Here is a 17,503-nt window from a genome sequence, read left to right on the forward strand (position 1 = left end):
GAGGGGCAAGGGACGCAAGGGCCGCGTAAGTGCGGTCCGTCACGCTTGGCACAGCTTGAGATGAACGCCCGGATCGGGACCTACGTCCCATGTTGACGAAACCTCAGGAAACACAGAGCACACTTCGGTGCGAGGACGAAACCCCAAAACGGGCGATTCGTCAAACGTCAGTTCGTTACCTGAGGTCGCTGTCAGTTGGCCGAGCGCCGGTCCCGGACCGACCGCCAGCGCTCCACCAGCCGCGCGTACGCCGCCCCCGCGGCCGCCCCGTCCCCCTGCCGCAGCGCCTCGATGCCCTCGGCGACGTCCGCCGCCGAGTGGTCGTCCTCCAGCTCACCGGCCGGCAGCGTGTGCACCAGGCCGCCGTAGTCCAGCTCCACCACCGAGCGCGGGTGGAACTCCTCCAGCCAGCGCCCCACGTCCACCAGGCCGTCGATCAGCGGCCCCTCGTCGATGGCGTCCTTCAGGGCCCGCAGCGCCCGCGCCACCCGCCGCCGCGCCTGCACCATCGGCGTCTGGTAGCGCAGCATCGGAGGGATCTCGCCGGAGCCCTTGTCGAAGCGCCGCTCCTCGTCCGCCACCAGCACGAACCAGTGCAGCGGCACCTGCCAGGTCGCCGTGCGGATCCAGGGGCGGGCGTCCGGGTTGCGCACCAGCCAGCGCTCGTAGTCCTGGGTCGTCTGGCGTCGTACGACCTCCGGGAGCACCGCGTCCAGCACGGGCTTCGGCAGCTCCTCGGGCAGCTCCTGAAGGGCCTGCCAGCCGCGCAGCCGGGTCCTCCAGGGGCACACGCACAGCACCCCGTCGGCCTCCAGCACGAAGGCGTCACTGCTCTCGTGCACCGGCACCGGGATCGGCGGGGTGGGCACCAAGTCGGCCAGGGAGCGGCGGAGTTCGTCCTGGTACGAGGGACGGTCGGCGCGCCGGGCGTAGCGCGCCCAGTGGCTGCGCTCCGGCTCGGGGAAGGCGGCCAGCGGCTCGTACACGCGCAAATACGTCGCGTACGGGACGATCACCGAGGACACCTTGGGCACGCCTGCTCCCTCCCCCGCCCACCACCGGGAAAACCTGCGGAACCCGCTCACAAACGGGCGGGAAATCTATGCAAATCGTCGCACGGACGTACTCCGCGAGTGGGTGATCCTGAGCACTGCGCGGTGGCCGGGGGCACCCAGGCTCTAATCTCATGCTCACAGCACCCGCCACCCGCACGGGAGCTGGTCTCCAACCGCCGCTCTTTACTTCAGGAGTCACCACAGTGACCGACGTAACCGGCGCACCTGCTGATGTACTGCACACCCTGTTCCACTCGGACCAGGGCGGACATGAGCAAGTCGTGCTCTGCCAGGACCGCGCCAGCGGCCTCAAGGCCGTCATCGCCATCCACAGCACCGCCCTGGGCCCCGCGCTCGGCGGTACACGCTTCTACCCGTACGCGACCGAGGCGGAGGCCGTCGCCGACGCGCTCAACCTCGCGCGCGGGATGTCGTACAAGAACGCCATGGCCGGTCTCGACCACGGCGGCGGCAAGGCCGTGATCATCGGCGACCCGGAGAGGGACAAGACCGAGGAGCTGCTGCTCGCCTACGGGCGCATGGTCGCCTCCCTCGGCGGCCGCTACGTCACCGCGTGCGACGTAGGTACGTATGTCTCCGACATGGACGTCGTGGCCCGCGAGTGCCGCTGGACCACCGGGCGGTCCCCGGAGAACGGCGGCGCCGGCGACTCCTCCGTCCTCACCGCCTTCGGCGTCTACCAGGGCATGCGCGCCAGCGCCCAGCACCTGTGGGGCGACCCCTCGCTGCGCGGCCGCAAGGTCGGCATCGCGGGCGTCGGCAAGGTCGGCCACCACCTGGTCCGGCACCTGCGCGACGAGGGCGCCGAGGTCGTCATCACCGATGTGCGCGAGGAGGCCGTGGGGCGGATCCTCGCCGCGCACCCGGTCGGCGTAAGCGCCGTCGCCGACACCGCGACCCTGATCCGCGTCGAGGGCCTGGACATCTACGCCCCCTGCGCGCTCGGCGGAGCCCTGAACGACGACACCGTGCCCGCGCTGACCGCGAAGATCGTCTGCGGCGCCGCCAACAACCAGCTCGCCCACCCGGGCGTCGAGAAGGACCTCGCCGACCGCGGGATCCTCTACGCGCCGGACTACGTGGTGAACGCCGGCGGTGTCATCCAGGTCGCCGACGAGCTGCACGGCTTCGACTTCGACCGGTGCAAGGCGAAGGCGGCGAAGATCTTCGACACCACCCTGGCCATATTCGCACGTGCGAAGACGGACGGGATTCCGCCGGCCGCGGCGGCCGACCGGATCGCCGAGCAGCGGATGCACGAGGCGGCCGGCGGACGCAGTCTCTGACCTTCGGGAGGTTTGGCCGGTACCCGTCGGCGCACACTTAGAGAGAACTCTCACGTTCGTCGGCGGGTCGCCTGCCGAGAAGTGGTTAAAATCGCGGTTGACCAGCGGGGACGGGGCGCCCCGAGGGTCCTGGACCCGGGCCCGTCCTGCGGGCGACGTACCGTATGGGCGCGGGCTCAGGTACCGTGGAAGCCCTACGGACCGGTCTCTCTGCGGAGAGCCCGTTCCAGATCATGAACGCGTGTCAAGACTCTGGGGCCGTCGAGCCCCGTCACCGAGGGGGTCGAGCCATGGGGCGCGGCCGGGCCAAGGCCAAGCAGACGAAGGTCGCCCGCCAGCTGAAGTACAACAGCGGCGGGACTGACCTGTCGCGTCTGGCCAGCGAGCTGGGCGCTTCGACTTCGAGCCAACCGCCGAACGGCGAGCCGTTCGAGGACGACGAGGACGAAGACGACCCGTACGCCGAGTACGCGAGTCTCTACAACGACGACGACGAGGACGAGGACGACGAGTCCGGTCCCACGTCGCAACATCGCCGCGGCGCTTGACGCACTTAACCGTGCTCGACCCGGTCCGGGAGTGGTCCACACCACCGGACCGGGTTTTGCGCTGCTGTCGCGGTCGTCAGGCGCTGTAGTCGCCGACGAGGGCCGCGCCCGTCTCGTGGTCGCCGCGAACCGTGATCTCTCCGGCGACCCATGCCTCGACCCCGCGGTCGGCCAGTGTCGCCAGGGCCACGTCCGTGGACTCCTCGGGGACGATGGCGATCATGCCCACGCCCATGTTGAGGGTCTTCTCCAGCTCCAGGCGCTCGACCTGACCCGTCCTGCCGACGAGGTCGAAGATCGGGGCCGGGGTCCAGGTGGAACGGTCGACGATCGCGTGCAGGTCGTCCGGGATGACGCGGGCGAGGTTCGCCGCGAGGCCGCCACCCGTGACGTGGCTGAAGGCGTGCACCTCGGTGGTGCGGGTCAGGGCCAGGCAGTCCAGGGAGTAGATCTTGGTCGGCTCCAGCAGTTCCTCGCCCAGGGTGCGGCCGAGCTCCTCGATCCGCGCGTCGAGCGACAGGCCCGCCTGGTTCAGCAGGACATGCCGGACGAGTGAGTACCCGTTCGAGTGAAGCCCGGAGGCCGCCATGGCGATCACCGTGTCACCCGTACGGATGCGATCCGGGCCCAGCAGCCGGTCGGCCTCCACCGCGCCCGTACCGGCGCCGGCGACGTCGAAGTCGTCCGGGCCAAGCAGTCCGGGGTGTTCGGCCGTCTCCCCGCCGACGAGGGCGCAGCCGGCCAGCACACAGCCCTCCGCGATGCCCTTGACGATCGCGGCCACGCGCTCGGGGTGGACCTTGCCGACGCAGATGTAGTCGGTCATGAACAGCGGCTCGGCGCCGCACACCACGATGTCGTCCATGACCATCGCGACCAGGTCGTGGCCGATGGTGTCGTACACACCGAGCTGGCGCGCGATGTCGACCTTGGTGCCGACGCCGTCAGTGGCGGAGGCGAGGAGGGGACGCTCGAAGCGCTTGAGGGCGGAGGCGTCGAAGAGGCCGGCGAACCCGCCGAGGCCGCCGAGGACCTCGGGGCGCTGCGTCTTCTTCACCCACTCCTTCATCAGCTCGACGGCGCGGTCGCCCGCTTCGATGTCGACGCCCGCGGCTGCGTAGCTGGCACCAGTTGTCTCAGACATGACGGTGAGAACTTTCGTGTCGTACTGCAGACGTATTTAAAAAGGCACAGAACGGGCTGCCTACGGGCGACGGATGGCGTCGGCCGCTGCCGTGGCCGCGGGACCCGCGGCCAGCTCGGTCTCCAGGAGCTGCTTGCCGAGCAGTTCGGGGTCCGGGAGCTCCATCGGGTACTCGCCGTCGAAGCAGGCGCGGCACAGGTTCGGCTTGGCGATCGTGGTCGCCTCGATCATCCCGTCGATGGAGATGTACGCCAGGGAGTCGGCGCCCAGCGAGGTGCCGATCTCGTCGATGGTCATGCCGTTGGCGATGAGCTCGGCGCGGGTGGCGAAGTCGATGCCGAAGAAGCAGGGCCACTTCACGGGGGGAGAGGAGATCCGGATGTGGACTTCCGCCGCGCCCGCCTCGCGAAGCATCCGCACGAGGGCCCGCTGGGTGTTGCCGCGCACGATCGAGTCGTCGACGACAACCAGGCGCTTGCCCTTGATGACTTCCTTGAGGGGATTCAGTTTGAGGCGGATGCCCAGCTGGCGGATGGTCTGTGACGGCTGGATGAAGGTCCGGCCGACATAGGCGTTCTTCACCAGACCGGCACCGAACGGGATACCGCTCGCCTCCGCGTAGCCGATGGCGGCCGGGGTGCCGGACTCCGGGGTCGCTATGACCAGGTCGGCCTCGACCGGGGCTTCCTTGGCCAGCTTGCGACCCATCTCCACGCGGGAGAGGTACACGTTCCGGCCGGCGATGTCCGTGTCGGGGCGGGCCAGGTAGACGTACTCGAATACACAGCCCTTGGGCTTCGCTTCCGCGAATCGGGAGGTGCGGAGGCCGTTCTCGTCGATGGCCACGAACTCGCCCGGCTCGATCTCCCGGACGTAGCTCGCGCCACAGATGTCGAGGGCGGCGGACTCGGAGGCGACGACCCAGCCGCGCTCCAGGCGGCCGAGGACCAGCGGGCGGATGCCCTGCGGGTCGCGGGCGGCGTACAGGGTGTGCTCGTCCATGAAGACGAGGGAGAAGGCACCGCGCACCTTCGGGAGGACCGTGTGGGCGGCCTCCTCGATGGTCAGCGGCTTGCCGTCCGCGTCCTCCTGGGCGGCCAGCAGGGCCGTGAGGAGGTCGGTGTCGTTGGTGGCCGCCACGCGCGGGGTGCGGCCGCCCTCCTTCTTCGGCAGGTCGGCGACCATCTCGGCGAGCTGCGCCGTGTTGACCAGGTTGCCGTTGTGGCCGAGCGCGATGGAGCCGTGCGCGGTGGCGCGGAACGTCGGCTGGGCGTTCTCCCACACGGAGGCGCCGGTGGTCGAGTAGCGGGCGTGACCGACCGCGATATGACCCTGGAGCGAACCGAGCGAGGTCTCGTCGAAGACCTGGGAGACGAGGCCCATGTCCTTGAAGACGAGGATCTGGGAGCCGTTGCTGACCGCGATTCCCGCGGATTCCTGGCCCCGATGCTGGAGGGCGTAGAGCCCGAAGTAAGTGAGCTTGGCGACCTCTTCACCGGGAGCCCAGACTCCGAAGACGCCGCAGGCGTCCTGGGGGCCCTTCTCACCGGGGAGCAGATCATGATTGAGTCGACCGTCACCACGTGGCACGGCTCCGAGTGTAGGCGAGATCGACCACTGGTCCGAATTGGGGATACCTGCCGCTAATGGATCACCGTGCGGCGACCGCCTCGGCGGTTTCTCCGTTTGTGCTGGTCAGCGTGAGGGTTTGGTGATCCAACCCGTAGCTCACGGTGCCGTCGAAGAGGCGCAGGAGGCTCTTCTCCGTATGCATGAGTGAGGTGTCGCACATCATTCGTGTGGTGGACGGGGCGCCGAGGGTGATATGTCCGTCGCGGACCGTGGCGTTCGCGGTGACGTGGTTGCAGCCGAGGCGGCCCGTGACCTTGCCGGACTTCTTGTCGAAGGTGAGGTACGCAGAGGCCGTCTGCTGCCGCGGCAGGCTGGTCGCCGTGCCGTTGGCGCTGCCGAGTGCCGTGATCGTCCACTTCGTCCCGTACAGCGGGGCGTCCTTCTCCTTGGACAGCCGGATGCGGTCGCCGTCGTGGGTGGTGAGCGTCAGGCCGTCGCCCTTGGTCCCGACCGTGAGCGAGTGGTCGGTGAGGGTGGCTGCGAGGGCCCGTTCGAAGGCCATGCGCCGGGGCTCGCAGGCCATCAGGGTCTGGCGGGCGTGCGTCAGTTCGACGCGGTGGTCCTTGAAGGCCGCCTTCGCGCCGAACTCGTTGCAGCCGTAGTTGCCCACGGCGGTTCCGTCCTCGCGGATCCGGACGTCGGCGTCGGCGGGAGCGCGCCGGGTGGTGCCGTCCACCGTGACGCTGTCGACCTTCCAGTGGACGCCGGACACTTCCGACGCGACGGAGGGGCTGCCCGTGTCGCTTCCGCACGCCATGACGAGCGGAAGCACGGTCAGGACGGCGAGGGTGAGTCGCTGTTTGTCCATGCCGATGGGACGGGAGGGACGGGCGACCGGTTCCCCCCGTTCACTTCATCAGCGGCAGCAGCCCGCTCAGGTCCGCCCGCTCGCCGCCGGCGCTCACCTGTGCCTCCTGGACGGCATCCGCCCAGGTCACACGGCCGGTCGCGAGCCGGATCCAGGTCAGCGGGTCGGTCTCGACGACGTTCGGCGGGGTGCCGCGGGTGTGCCGGGGGCCCTCGATGCACTGCACGACGGCGTACGGCGGGATCCGTACCTCGGTGGAGCCGCCGGGCGCCTTCGCGGCCAGGGCGTCGGCGAGCAGCCGGGTGCAGGCGGCGAGGGCCTGGCGGTCGTACGGCACCTCGAGTCCGGGCACGGCGGCGTTCAGGTCGTCGGTGTGGACGACGAGTTCGACGGTGCGGGTGACTACGTAGTCGGCGAGGGGCAGGGCGCCGACGTTGGTGTCCAGCAGGCGGGTGCCGGGGTGCTCGTCGAGCAGCCGGACGAGGCTCTGCTCGACGTCGGCGAGGTAGGCGTCGAGGTCGGGGTGCTCCTCGGCGAGCCGCCGGGTGAAGTCGTCGATGGCCGCGGAGTTGGCGGCGGTGGCGAAGGCCCAGTCGAGCAGCACGGCGTCCTGCTTGGCGGGCTCCGGCTTGTCGAGCGACCGGTGCACGGCCGTCACCGCCATCCCGATGTGCGCGACCAGCTCCCGCACGGTCCACTCGCCGAGCCGGGTGGACCCGGCCAGCTGCTCGGGACTCAGGGCGCGCACGGCCTCCCGGACGTTCCCGAGCTGGGCCAGTACGGCCTTGCGGATCTTGACGGGGTCGTAGACACGGGCGCGCTTCTTGGCCGGGGGCATGGGGTCAGCCTAGAGCGGCCTGCGGGCGTACCCGGCGAGCCCCTCTTCCACCAACGCGAAGGCCCGTTCTGCGCGTTCGGCCGCGTCGGCGGCGACCGCGTCCACGCTCTCGCCGGCATCGATGCGCAGATGGTGCTCCTCGACCAGGGCCTGGCGGGCGGCCGTGAGGGTGGCTGCGGCGATCAGGGCCAGGGTGCTGTCGCCGGTCTCCTCCGTGAGCAGGTCGGCCAGTTCCCGTGCGCCCTTTTCGGCCGACAGATAGGCCCGGTCCCGCAGGACCGGTGTCGCCAGAACGACCGAGCGGATCCGGCGGGCGAAGGGCTCGGCGTGCAGGCCGATGGAGGGGTCGCGGTTCTCGACCATCTCCAGGAACTGACGGCGTACGGCCTCCACCGCGGACTCACCGGGCCCCCGCTCGCGCACGGCGCGGGCCGGGTCGCAGAAGTGTTCCTCCATGGGCTTGAAGACCAGGTCCTCTTTCGTACCGAAGTAGTTGAAGACGGTCATCTTGGAGACCTCGGAGGCGTCCGCGATCTCCTGCACGGAGACGGCGTCGAAGCCCTTCTCGTCGAACAGCGCCACCGCGGTCCGGTAGATCCGCATCGCGGTCTGCAGCTTCTTGCGCTCGCGCAGCCCCATCGCCTCAGCAGCCATGAGAGCACTGTACCAAGATGAATTTTCATCCCAGATGAAACATTGACTCGGTACACGAATGCCGGGCATGGTGGTGCCCATGACCGAGACCCAGCGCAAAATCGGCTTCCTTGTCTGCCTCGTCACCATCGTCCTGGCCGTCCTGGACATGCAGATCGTGTCCGCGGCCACCGTCCCGATCGTCCGGGACCTCGATCCCGACCATGGCATCGACAAGATCCCGTGGCTGGTCAGCGCCTTCTCGCTGGCCTCGGCGGCGGTGCTCCCGCTCTACGGCAGGCTGTGCGACACCCTCGGCGCCAAGCGGGTCTTCCTCGGCGCGGTCGGCACGTTCCTGTTCGGTTCGGCGCTGTGCGGGGCGGCCCAGTCGCTGGGCCAGCTCATCGCCGCGAGGGCGGTGCAGGGCATCGGGGCCGGCGGCCTGATGAGCGTGACGATGGTGGTGATCGCCCAGCTCAAGGGACCCGGCGAGAAGGACGCCAAGGGCGCGGGCATGGGCGGCATCGTCGCCGGCGGCGGCATGGCGATCGGCCCGTGGATCGGCGGCCTGCTCGCCGACCACGCGAGCTGGCGCTGGATCTTCTACGTCAACCTGCCGCTCGGCGCCGCCGTCCTGGTGCTCGGCGCACTGGTCCTGAAGCTGCCCCGGCACACCTCGACCCACCGCATCGACTTCCTCGGGGCCGCGCTCGCCGCCGCGTTCTCGGCCGCACTGCTGCTGATCACCGAGTGGGGCGGCAAACAGTACGCCTGGGCATCGCCGCAGGTCCTCGGCCTCGCGGTCGCCTCGGGGGCCGCGCTCGGTCTGTTCCTGTGGCGCCAGGTCAGGGCCGTCGAGCCGATCCTGCCGCTGTCCATGTTCCGTCTCCCTGCGCTGCGCTGGGGCTTCGCCGTCCAGGCGCTGGTCGGCGCGGGCATGATCGGCGCGATGTACTACGTGCTGGTGTACCTCCAGGTCGTGCGGGGTGTGGCCAGCTCCTCGGCCGGGCTGTACCTCATCCCCATGGCCATCGGCATGACCGTTGTGGGCATCCTCGTCGGCAAGCTCACGGAGCGGGGCTGGCACGAGCGGACGTTCGTGATCACCGGCTCGGCCGTCACCGCGCTCGCGTTCCTGCTGCTGGCCACGCTCGGCACCGGCACCTCGCTGTGGTGGCTGCGCGCGGAACTGCTCGTCCTCGGCATCGGGCTCGGCCAGCTCATCGGCCAGGCCATCCAGCTGGTCCAGGAAGCGGCCCCGCGCCATCAGCTGGGCGTCGCCACCACCGCCATCCGCTTCTTCCAGACCCTCGGCACGGCCCTGGGCGCCGCCCTCTTCGGCACCCTCATCACCCGGCTGTACGACGGCCCGGGCGGCGGCACCGACGCGCTCGCCACACTGCGCGGCCCGGCACGCAGCCAGGGCCTGGAGGCGTACGTCTCCGCGATGGACACGGTGTTCCTGTGCGGGGCCGGCCTGATGGCACTGTGCCTGGTGCTGGCCCTGCGCCTGCCCAAGTCCCTTCCTGGGACGCCCACTTCGGAACCTGCGAAGGAGCCGGTGCCCGTATGAGCACACGCCGAAGGCCCCGCCGGAGCGCAACCGGCGGGGCCTTCGGCGTCGTACGACTGCTTACTTGAGCAGCGCCGGGATGGTCTCCTCGTGCGCCGTGCGCAGTTCCTCCAGCGGCAGTTCGAACTCGCCCTGGAGCTCGACGCAGTCGCCGTCCACGACACCGATGCGCGTGACGGGCAGGCCCCGCGCGCCGCACATGTCGTTGAAGCGGACCTCTTCGGAGCGCGGCACGGCGACGATCGCGCGACCCGCCGACTCGGAGAAGAGGAAGGTGAAGGCGTCGAGCCCGTCCGGAACGACCAGACGCGCACCCTTGCCGCCGAGCAGTGCCGACTCCACGACCGCCTGGATCAGACCGCCGTCCGACAGGTCGTGCGCGGAGTCGATCATGCCGTCGCGGGAGGCGGAGATCAGGATCTCGCCGAGCAGCCGCTCACGCTCCAGGTCGACCTTCGGGGGCAGCCCGCCGAGGTGGTCGTGGACCACCTGTGACCAGGCCGAACCGCCGAACTCCTCACGTGTGTCGCCGAGGAGGTAGAGCAGCTGCCCCTCCTCCTGGAAGGCGACCGGCGTGCGGCGGGCGACGTCGTCGATGACGCCCAGGACCGCGACCACGGGCGTCGGGTGGATGGCCACCTCGCCCGTCTGGTTGTAGAGCGAGACGTTGCCGCCGGTCACCGGGGTGCCGAGCTGCTGGCAGGCGTCGGCGAGTCCGCGGATGGCCTCCGCGAACTGCCACATCACGGCCGGGTCCTCGGGCGAGCCGAAGTTCAGGCAGTCGGAGACCGCGAGGGGCTTGGCACCAGTGGTGGCGACGTTGCGGTACGCCTCCGCGAGCGCCAACTGCGCGCCCGCGTACGGGTCGAGCTTGGCGTACCGGCCGTTGCCGTCCGTCGCGATCGCGACGCCGAGGCCGGACTCCTCGTCGATGCGGATCATGCCCGAGTCCTCGGGCTGGGCCAGCACCGTGTTGCCCTGCACGAAGTGGTCGTACTGCGAGGTGATCCACTTCTTGGAGGCCTGGTTGGGCGAGGCCACCAGCTTCAGGACCTGGTCCTTCAGCTCCGCCGACGTCGTGGGCCGCGCGAGCTTGCCCGCGTCGTCCGCCTGCAGGGCGTCCTGCCACTCCGGGCGCGCGTACGGCCGCTCGTACGTCGGGCCCTCGTGCGCCACGGTCCGCGGGTCGACGTCGACGATCTTGCCGCCGTGCCAGTAGATCTCGAGGCGGTCGCCGTCCGTGACCTCACCGATGACGGTGGCGATGACGTCCCACTTGTCGCAGATCTCCAGGAACCGGTCGACCTTCTCCGGCTCCACGACCGCGCACATGCGTTCCTGCGACTCGCTCATGAGGATTTCCTCGGGCGAGAGCGTCGAGTCGCGCAGCGGTACGTCGTCCAGGGTCACGCGCATGCCGCCGGAGCCGTTCGAGGCCAGCTCGCTCGTCGCGCAGGACAGGCCGGCCGCGCCGAGGTCCTGGATGCCGACGACCAGCTTCTCCTTGAAGGCCTCCAGGGTGCACTCGATGAGGAGCTTCTCCTGGAAGGGGTCGCCGACCTGGACGGCCGGACGCTTCGACGGCTTGGCGTCGTCGAAGGTCTCGGAGGCCAGGATCGAGGCGCCGCCGATGCCGTCGCCGCCCGTACGGGCCCCGTACAGGATGACCTTGTTGCCCGCGCCGGACGCCTTCGCCAGGTGGATGTCCTCGTGCCGCATCACACCGATGGCACCGGCATTGACCAGCGGGTTTCCCTGGTAACAGGCGTCGAAGACTACCTCGCCGCCGATGTTCGGCAGGCCCAGGCAGTTGCCGTAGCCGCCGATGCCCGCGACCACGCCCGGGAGGACGCGCTTGGTGTCCGGGTGGTCGGCCGCGCCGAAGCGGAGCGGGTCCACGACCGCGACCGGGCGGGCGCCCATCGCGATGATGTCGCGGACGATGCCGCCGACGCCGGTGGCCGCGCCCTGGTAGGGCTCGACGTACGACGGGTGGTTGTGCGACTCGACCTTGAAGGTGACGGCGTAGCCCTGGCCGACGTCGACGACACCGGCGTTCTCGCCGATGCCCACCAGCAGCGCGTCCGACTGGGGGGCCTTCTCGCCGAACTGGCGCAGGTGCACCTTCGACGACTTGTACGAGCAGTGCTCGGACCACATGACGGAGTACATGGCGAGCTCGGCACCGGTGGGCCGGCGGCCGAGGATCTCGACCACGCGCTCGTACTCGTCCTTCTTCAGGCCGAGTTCGGCCCAGGGCAGCTCGACGTCGGGGGTCGCGGCCGCGTGCTCGACCGTGTCCAGAGGCGTCCGGCTCATGCGTTGACCAGCTTCTTGAGGATCGAGGTGAAGAAGGGGAGGCCGTCGGTGCGGCCGGACCCGATGAGCGGCTCGACGGCGTGCTCGGGGTGCGGCATGAGGCCCACGACGTTTCCGGCCTCGTTGGTGATGCCGGCGATGTCGTTGAGCGAGCCGTTCGGGTTGAAGTCGACGTACCGGAACGCGACCCGGCCCTCGGCCTCCAGCTTGTCCAGCGTGTACTGGTCGGCGACGTAACGGCCGTCCATGTTCTTCAGCGGGATGTGGATCTCCTGGCCCTCGCTGTAGTCGCTGGTCCAGGAGGTGGAGGCGTTCTCCACCCGCAGCTTCTGGTCGCGGCAGATGAAGTGCAGGTGGTCGTTGCCGAGCATGCCGCCCGGGAGGAGGTGGGCCTCGGTGAGGATCTGGAAGCCGTTGCAGATACCGAGAACCGGAAGGCCGGCCTTCGCCTGCTCGATGACCGTCTCCATCACCGGCGAGAAGCGGGAGATGGCGCCGGCCCGCAGATAGTCGCCGTAGGAGAAACCGCCGGGGAGGACGACCGCGTCCACCTGGTGGAGGTCCTTGTCCTTGTGCCAGAGAGCGACCGGTTCTGCGCCCGCGAGGCGGATCGCGCGCTGGGTGTCCCGGTCGTCGAGGCTGCCCGGGAAAGTGACGACGCCAATACGAGCGGTCACTTCGCGGCCTCCGCGACTTCCTCCACCTTGACGGTGAAGTCCTCGATCACGGTGTTGGCGAGGAAGGATTCCGCAAGATCGTGGATGCGGGCGAGGGCGGCCTCGTCGACCGGCCCGTCAACTTCCAGTTCGAATCGCTTTCCCTGACGTACGTCGGAGATGCCTTCGAAACCCAGACGCGGCAGTGCGCGCTGCACCGCCTGGCCCTGGGGGTCGAGGATCTCCGGCTTGAGCATGACGTCGACTACGACGCGTGCCACGTGCACTCCCGGTGGTGTGGTGCGGAGCAGGTTCCTGCAGTGGTTTCAGACTACCTGCACAAAATTTCTACGCGCGTCGACTTGTAGGAATCTACGTGACGGCTGTCACGATCCGCCACTCAAGGCGGTCACTGCAGAAAATTTCCGGGAAAGATCCCGGATCTACATCCGAAACCTATTGCGCTCGGACACGCGGGAGGATTTAGTCGGGCTTCACATTGCATTGTCGGGCACTGTACAAATGAATTGTCAGCGTGCCGCACGAAGGGACCGATTATTCGTGGCGCAGAAGGTCGTGGTCACTCTCTTTGACGACATCGACGGCTCGGAAGCGGCGGAAACGATCGCCTTCGGACTCGACGGCAAGTCGTACGAGATCGACCTGAATCAAGCCAATGCCAAGAAACTGCGTAAGGCGCTCGCGCCGTACGTGGAGGCCGGCCGCAAGCGGTCGAAGTCGGGCAGGACCTACCGGCAGACGGAGGTCGCCCCCGATCCGGCGGCCGTCCGCGCCTGGGCCCAGGCCAACAAGATGGACGTCCCGGCCCGCGGCCGCATCCCCAAGAAGGTCTATGAGGCGTTCAGCGCGGCGCAGTAGCCGCCGCCCGACGCCCGGTCACCGGCCCCTCGGGAGAACCGACTTGCGCTGCACCCCTCCTGGTCAGCTAGAGTCTGGAGCACGCCGAGGGGCAAGGCCGAAAGGCCCGGCTCACGGAGTACATGCGGGTGTAGTTCAGTAGCAGAACATCCCCCTTCCAGGGGGAAGGCGCAGTGTGCAATTCCTGTCACCCGCTCTGCACCGCCGGTCAGAACCACTCTTGTGGATCAGGTAGGCTGGTGCTCGCGCCGATCGGTGGGAGCCGGTCGGAGGCAATGCGGACGTAGCTCAGTTGGTAGAGCGCAACCTTGCCAAGGTTGAGGTCGCGAGTTCGAGCCTCGTCGTCCGCTCTGATCGAAGGCCCCAGTCTTATGGCTGGGGCCTTCGTCGTGTTCGGCGTCTCTCCTTCCGTCCTCCTGATCTCCCCCTGATCTCCCTACTGATGTCCTCTGACATTTGTCATGCCGAGTGATGACGGCGCGCACTGCTGCGGGGTCCCGCTCGCCGGGACGCTGAAGTCATGGACACGAGCGAACACGAACACGTGATTGAGGTCACTGACCTGCGGCGTGTGTACGGGGGCGGGTTCGAGGCGGTGCACGGAATCTCTTTCTCCGTGGGCCGCGGCGAGATCTTCGCGCTGCTCGGCACCAACGGCGCCGGCAAGACGTCCACGGTCGAACTGCTGGAGGGGCTCGCCCGGCCGGCCGGGGGCCGGGTGCGGGTGCTCGGCCACGATCCGTACGAGGAGCGGGCCGCCGTACGACCGCGGACCGGCGTCATGCTCCAGGAGGGCGGGTTTCCGTCCGAGCTGACCGTCGCGGAGACCGCACGGATGTGGGCGGGGTGTGTGAGCGGGGCGCGGCCGGAACAGGGGGCGCTGGCGCTCGTCGGGCTGACGGGGAAGGCCGACGTACGGGTGAAGCAGTTGTCCGGGGGTGAACGGCGGCGGCTGGACCTGGCGCTCGCGCTGCTCGGCGAGCCCGAGGTGCTGTTCCTGGACGAGCCCACGACCGGGCTCGACGCCGAAGGGCGCCGGGACACCTGGGAGTTGGTGCGGACGCTGCGCGACGGCGGCACCACCGTGCTGCTCACCACGCACTACCTGGAGGAGGCCGAGGGCCTCGCCGACCGGCTGGCGATCCTGCACGACGGACGCATCGCGGCCGCCGGTACCCCGGCCGAGGTGACCGCCGGCCGGCCCTCGCGGATCTCCTTCCGGCTGCCCGACGGCTATTTCCTGGGGGACCTGCCGCCCCTCGGTGAGCTGGGGGTGTGCGGGCACGAGGTGGACGGGGACGTCGTACGGCTGCGGACGCGGGAGTTGCAGCGGGCGGCCACCGGGCTGCTGGTGTGGGCCGAAGGGGCGCAGGTGGAGCTGCGGGGCCTGGATGTGCGGTCGGCCTCGCTGGAGGAGGCCTTCCTGGGGATCGCGCGGGAGCGGGAGGTGGCGGTGTGAGTGCTGTGGTCTTGGGCCCGGTCGGGCGGCGGTTGCGGGCGCTGGCACGGGCGGAGCTGACTCTGCTCGGGCGCAACCGGAGTGCGGTGGTCACGGCGCTGCTGATGCCGCTTGCGCTGCCGTTCAGTGTGCGGCCCGCGGTCGACCAGATGGATCTGAAGGCGGAGGGGCTGAGCGTCGGCACAGTGATGCTGACGGCCGCGATCGGCTTCTCCTTCCTGTTCGCCGTGTACACCTCCCTGGTGAGTGCCTACGTCGCCCGCCGCGAGGAGCTCGTCCTCAAGCGGCTGCGCACCGGCGAACTCGACGACGCGGAGATCCTGACCGGCACCGCCCTGCCCGCCGTCCTCCTCGGCTTCACTCAGGCCGTCCTGTTCAGCGCCGGCTGCGCGGTGCTGCTCGACGCGGGGGCGCCCCGGGCGCCGTATCTCACGGTCCTCGGTCTCCTGTCGGGCCTGGTGCTGTGCGCCGCACTCGCCGCGCTCACCGCCTCCTTCACCAGGACCACGGAGAGCGCCCAGATCACGGCGGCGCCGCTGGTGTTCGCGTCCATGTTCGGCTCGGGCATCATGATCCCCACCGAACTCCTGCCGGACCGGCTCGCCTCCGTCTGCGAACTGCTTCCGCTCTCCCCCGCGATCCGGCTGGTCCGGGGCGGCTGGACCGGGCAGTTGAGTGCCTACGAGGTGCTGGGCGCGATGGCGACCGCTCTGGCCTGGACCGTGGTGGCGGTGTTTGCTGTACGGCGGTGGTTCCGTTGGGAACCTCGACGCTGACGGACGGGGGAGCGGTCGTGCTCGGGCTGATACGGGGGTGGCAGCGGCGGCACTGGAGGGAGCGGAGCAAGGCCGAGCGGGTCGAGTTGCAGACTCTGTTGACCTGGTATGCCTCGACATGGGTCTTCTCCCTGTCCTGGCTGGCACTGCCGCTGGTGGGCGGGCTTGAGCGGCGGCCCGCGTCGGCGGTCGTCGCGGGCCTGCTCCTCCTGGTGAGCGCACTGCAGTGCGTGGAGGCCAACCGGCTCACCCGGACCGTGCTCGACCACTACCTGGGCCGCGCCGAACTCCCGGTCCGCGCCCTGCGCCCCGCCGCCGTACTGCTGGGCCTCGCGCTGGCCCTGACCCTGGCGCTTGCCGCGCTGGGCGGGGCCGACGCGGTGACGATCAGGCTGGTCATCGGTGCCGCGCTGATGCCCTTCGGGCTGCTGTACGGGCTGGTCGTGCCCATGCTGGTGTTCCTGCGCCGGTCGGCCGTGCTCGCCGTGGTGCTCATGGCAGCGTTCGCCTGGACCGATCCGGATCCCGCCGGGATCGTCATGGTCGGCGTACTGACCGGTTTCGGGGTGGTCTTCTCCCTGTTCACCAGTCGCTGCGGCGCCTGGACCCTGTCCGTCCTGTGGGAGGCGGAACGTGCCCGGGAGGCCGAGGCCCGGCTCGCCGTCGCCGAGGAGCGGCTGCGGTTCGGGCGGGATCTGCACGACGTGATGGGGCGGAATCTTGCCGTCATCGCGCTCAAGAGCGAACTCGCCGTGCAGCTCGCGCGGCGCGGGCGGGTCGAGGCCGTGGAGCAGATGATCGAGGTGCAGCGGATCGCGCAGGAGTCGCAGCGGGAGGTGCGGGATGTCGTACGGGGGTATCGAGAGGCCGACCTCGGGGTCGAACTCGCCGGTGCGCAGGGCGTGTTGAGTGCGGCCGGGATTCGCTGCGAGGTGAGCGGGGAGGCCGGCGGGCTGGAGGTCGGGGTCCAGTCGGTGCTCGGGTGGGTCGTGCGGGAGGCGACGACGAACGTGCTGCGCCACGGGGATGCGGTGCGATGTGACATAGCACTGCAGGCCGACGGGGGATGTGTGGTGCTGACCGTGGAGAACGACGGGGCCTCGGATCCTGCGGGTGGCGGCGGGTCCGGGCTGGCCGGGCTGCGGGAGCGGCTGTCGGCGGTGGGCGGAACGCTGGAGGCGGGTCGGGTCGGTGCGGATGTGTTCCGCGTGAAGGCCGAGGTGCCCCTGAGTGTGAAAGAGGTCACGGCATGACCGCCGTCGTACGGCTTCTGCTCGCCGACGACGAGCATCTGATCCGGGGCGCGCTCGCCGCTCTGCTCGGGCTGGAGGACGACCTTGTGGTCGTGGCCGAGGCGGCGTCCGGTCCTGAGGCGCTGGCGATGGCGCGGGCGCACGAGCCGGATGTGGCCGTGCTCGATCTTCAGATGCCGGGCGCCGACGGTGTGAAGGTCGCCACATCCCTGCGGGCCGAACTGCCCGGCTGCCAGGTGCTGATCGTCACCAGTCACGGGCGGCCCGGGCATCTGAAGCGGGCTCTTGCGGCAGGTGTGCGCGGGTTCGTTCCGAAGACGGTCAGCGCGCAGCGGCTCGCGGAGATCATCAGGACCGTGCATGCCGGGAACCGTTACGTCGACCCCGAGTTGGCCGCCGATGCGATCGCCTCCGGGGACTCGCCGCTGACCGTGCGGGAGGCGGAGGTGCTGGAACTCGCCGCCGACGGGGCGCCCGTCGCGGAGATCGCCGAGCGGGCCGCGCTGTCGCAGGGGACCGTACGGAACTACCTGTCGTCGGCCGTCTCCAAGCTCGGAGCCGAGAACCGGCATGCGGCGGTGCGGCTCGCGCGGGAGCGGGGTTGGGTATAGTTGGCTCCGCGC

At 69.7% G+C, this 17,503-nt stretch carries 17 protein-coding genes and 2 tRNA genes; 10 read left to right on the plus strand and 9 right to left on the minus strand.

What is annotated here, in order from left to right:
• Positions 1-191: 191 nt before the first annotated feature.
• The gene (locus EDD92_RS23165; RefSeq protein WP_123966090.1) at positions 192-1,034 is read right to left on the minus strand and encodes a hypothetical protein; all 843 of its coding nucleotides are present in this window, start codon (positions 1,032-1,034) and stop codon (positions 192-194) included.
• 224 nt (positions 1,035-1,258) lie between these two features.
• On the opposite strand from EDD92_RS23165, the gene EDD92_RS23170 reads away from it, so the two are divergent.
• Entirely contained in the window at positions 1,259-2,362 is a 1,104-nt protein-coding gene (locus EDD92_RS23170; protein WP_123966091.1) for a Glu/Leu/Phe/Val dehydrogenase dimerization domain-containing protein, read from the plus strand.
• A 290-nt stretch (positions 2,363-2,652) separates the two neighbouring features.
• The gene (locus EDD92_RS23175; RefSeq protein ID WP_030938509.1) at positions 2,653-2,910 is read left to right on the plus strand and encodes a DUF3073 domain-containing protein; all 258 of its coding nucleotides are present in this window, start codon (positions 2,653-2,655) and stop codon (positions 2,908-2,910) included.
• A 76-nt stretch (positions 2,911-2,986) separates the two neighbouring features.
• Here EDD92_RS23175 and purM read toward each other — a convergent pair whose 3' ends face one another.
• The 5 genes from purM to EDD92_RS23200 form a co-directional block, all read right to left on the minus strand.
• Positions 2,987-4,054, minus strand: a complete 1,068-nt coding sequence (gene purM / locus EDD92_RS23180) for a phosphoribosylformylglycinamidine cyclo-ligase (RefSeq protein WP_123966092.1) — start codon at positions 4,052-4,054, stop codon at positions 2,987-2,989.
• A gap of 60 nt (positions 4,055-4,114) precedes the next feature.
• The gene (purF, locus tag EDD92_RS23185; protein ID WP_123966093.1) at positions 4,115-5,644 is read right to left on the minus strand and encodes an amidophosphoribosyltransferase; all 1,530 of its coding nucleotides are present in this window, start codon (positions 5,642-5,644) and stop codon (positions 4,115-4,117) included.
• A 61-nt stretch (positions 5,645-5,705) separates the two neighbouring features.
• Positions 5,706-6,494, minus strand: a complete 789-nt coding sequence (locus EDD92_RS23190; RefSeq protein ID WP_123966094.1) for an META domain-containing protein — start codon at positions 6,492-6,494, stop codon at positions 5,706-5,708.
• Positions 6,495-6,534: 40 nt separating this feature from the next.
• Positions 6,535-7,332 carry a maleylpyruvate isomerase family mycothiol-dependent enzyme gene (locus EDD92_RS23195; protein ID WP_123966095.1) on the minus strand — a complete coding sequence of 266 codons (798 nt, stop codon included), beginning with the start codon at positions 7,330-7,332 and terminating at the stop codon, positions 6,535-6,537.
• A gap of 9 nt (positions 7,333-7,341) precedes the next feature.
• Entirely contained in the window at positions 7,342-7,986 is a 645-nt protein-coding gene (locus EDD92_RS23200) for a TetR/AcrR family transcriptional regulator (RefSeq protein WP_123966096.1), read from the minus strand.
• Between the two features lie 79 nt (positions 7,987-8,065).
• On the opposite strand from EDD92_RS23200, the gene EDD92_RS23205 reads away from it, so the two are divergent.
• Positions 8,066-9,538 (plus strand): MFS transporter, encoded by a 1,473-nt coding sequence (locus tag EDD92_RS23205; protein ID WP_123966097.1) that lies wholly within the window; start codon positions 8,066-8,068, stop codon positions 9,536-9,538.
• Between the two features lie 60 nt (positions 9,539-9,598).
• Here EDD92_RS23205 and purL read toward each other — a convergent pair whose 3' ends face one another.
• From purL to purS, 3 genes are read right to left on the minus strand one after another with little or no spacing between them, the layout of a single operon-like run.
• Positions 9,599-11,857, minus strand: coding sequence for a phosphoribosylformylglycinamidine synthase subunit PurL (purL, locus tag EDD92_RS23210; protein ID WP_123966098.1), 2,259 nt, complete (start codon positions 11,855-11,857; stop codon positions 9,599-9,601).
• On the minus strand, positions 11,854-12,534 hold the full coding sequence (purQ, locus tag EDD92_RS23215; RefSeq protein WP_123966099.1) for a phosphoribosylformylglycinamidine synthase subunit PurQ: 681 nt from the start codon (positions 12,532-12,534) through the stop codon (positions 11,854-11,856). Before purQ ends, purL begins: the two co-directional genes overlap by 4 nt.
• Positions 12,531-12,794, minus strand: a complete 264-nt coding sequence (purS, locus tag EDD92_RS23220) for a phosphoribosylformylglycinamidine synthase subunit PurS (protein WP_015659417.1) — start codon at positions 12,792-12,794, stop codon at positions 12,531-12,533. The genes purQ and purS overlap by 4 nt, the downstream gene beginning before the upstream one ends.
• Before the next feature lie 280 nt (positions 12,795-13,074).
• On the opposite strand from purS, the gene EDD92_RS23225 reads away from it, so the two are divergent.
• From EDD92_RS23225 to EDD92_RS23255, 7 genes are all read left to right on the plus strand, one after another.
• Entirely contained in the window at positions 13,075-13,392 is a 318-nt protein-coding gene (locus EDD92_RS23225; protein ID WP_099929933.1) for an Lsr2 family protein, read from the plus strand.
• Between the two features lie 124 nt (positions 13,393-13,516).
• Positions 13,517-13,588 (plus strand) — tRNA-Gly (locus EDD92_RS23230).
• Positions 13,589-13,669: 81 nt separating this feature from the next.
• Positions 13,670-13,742: transfer RNA gene (locus tag EDD92_RS23235), tRNA-Gly, on the plus strand.
• A 170-nt stretch (positions 13,743-13,912) separates the two neighbouring features.
• Positions 13,913-14,851 (plus strand): ABC transporter ATP-binding protein, encoded by a 939-nt coding sequence (locus tag EDD92_RS23240; RefSeq protein WP_123966100.1) that lies wholly within the window; start codon positions 13,913-13,915, stop codon positions 14,849-14,851.
• Complete coding sequence (locus EDD92_RS23245; RefSeq protein WP_123966101.1) at positions 14,848-15,627, plus strand: ABC transporter permease; 780 nt, start codon at positions 14,848-14,850, stop codon at positions 15,625-15,627. The genes EDD92_RS23240 and EDD92_RS23245 overlap by 4 nt, the downstream gene beginning before the upstream one ends.
• A 17-nt stretch (positions 15,628-15,644) precedes the next feature.
• Positions 15,645-16,880 (plus strand): sensor histidine kinase, encoded by a 1,236-nt coding sequence (locus tag EDD92_RS23250; RefSeq protein WP_185124106.1) that lies wholly within the window; start codon positions 15,645-15,647, stop codon positions 16,878-16,880.
• On the plus strand, positions 16,877-17,491 hold the full coding sequence (locus EDD92_RS23255) for a response regulator transcription factor (protein ID WP_123966103.1): 615 nt from the start codon (positions 16,877-16,879) through the stop codon (positions 17,489-17,491). The genes EDD92_RS23250 and EDD92_RS23255 overlap by 4 nt, the downstream gene beginning before the upstream one ends.
• Positions 17,492-17,503: the final 12 nt, after the last annotated feature.

Origin of the sequence: Streptomyces sp. TLI_185, assembly GCF_003814765.1 — a bacterium.
GTDB lineage: Bacteria > Actinomycetota > Actinomycetes > Streptomycetales > Streptomycetaceae > Streptomyces.

What these genes read in the sequence shown, in the direction of transcription:
- EDD92_RS23175 (WP_030938509.1), top strand. Translation starts at nt 2,653, where the DNA reads ATGGGGCGCGGCCGGGCCAAGGCCAAGCAGACGAAGGTCGCCCGCCAG.
- purM (WP_123966092.1), bottom strand. Translation starts at nt 4,054, where the DNA reads ATGTCTGAGACAACTGGTGCCAGCTACGCAGCCGCGGGCGTCGACATC.
- EDD92_RS23190 (WP_123966094.1), bottom strand. Translation starts at nt 6,494, where the DNA reads ATGGACAAACAGCGACTCACCCTCGCCGTCCTGACCGTGCTTCCGCTC.
- EDD92_RS23195 (WP_123966095.1), bottom strand. Translation starts at nt 7,332, where the DNA reads ATGCCCCCGGCCAAGAAGCGCGCCCGTGTCTACGACCCCGTCAAGATC.
- EDD92_RS23200 (WP_123966096.1), bottom strand. Translation starts at nt 7,986, where the DNA reads ATGGCTGCTGAGGCGATGGGGCTGCGCGAGCGCAAGAAGCTGCAGACC.
- EDD92_RS23205 (WP_123966097.1), top strand. Translation starts at nt 8,066, where the DNA reads ATGACCGAGACCCAGCGCAAAATCGGCTTCCTTGTCTGCCTCGTCACC.
- purL (WP_123966098.1), bottom strand. Translation starts at nt 11,857, where the DNA reads ATGAGCCGGACGCCTCTGGACACGGTCGAGCACGCGGCCGCGACCCCC.
- EDD92_RS23240 (WP_123966100.1), top strand. Translation starts at nt 13,913, where the DNA reads ATGGACACGAGCGAACACGAACACGTGATTGAGGTCACTGACCTGCGG.
- EDD92_RS23255 (WP_123966103.1), top strand. Translation starts at nt 16,877, where the DNA reads ATGACCGCCGTCGTACGGCTTCTGCTCGCCGACGACGAGCATCTGATC.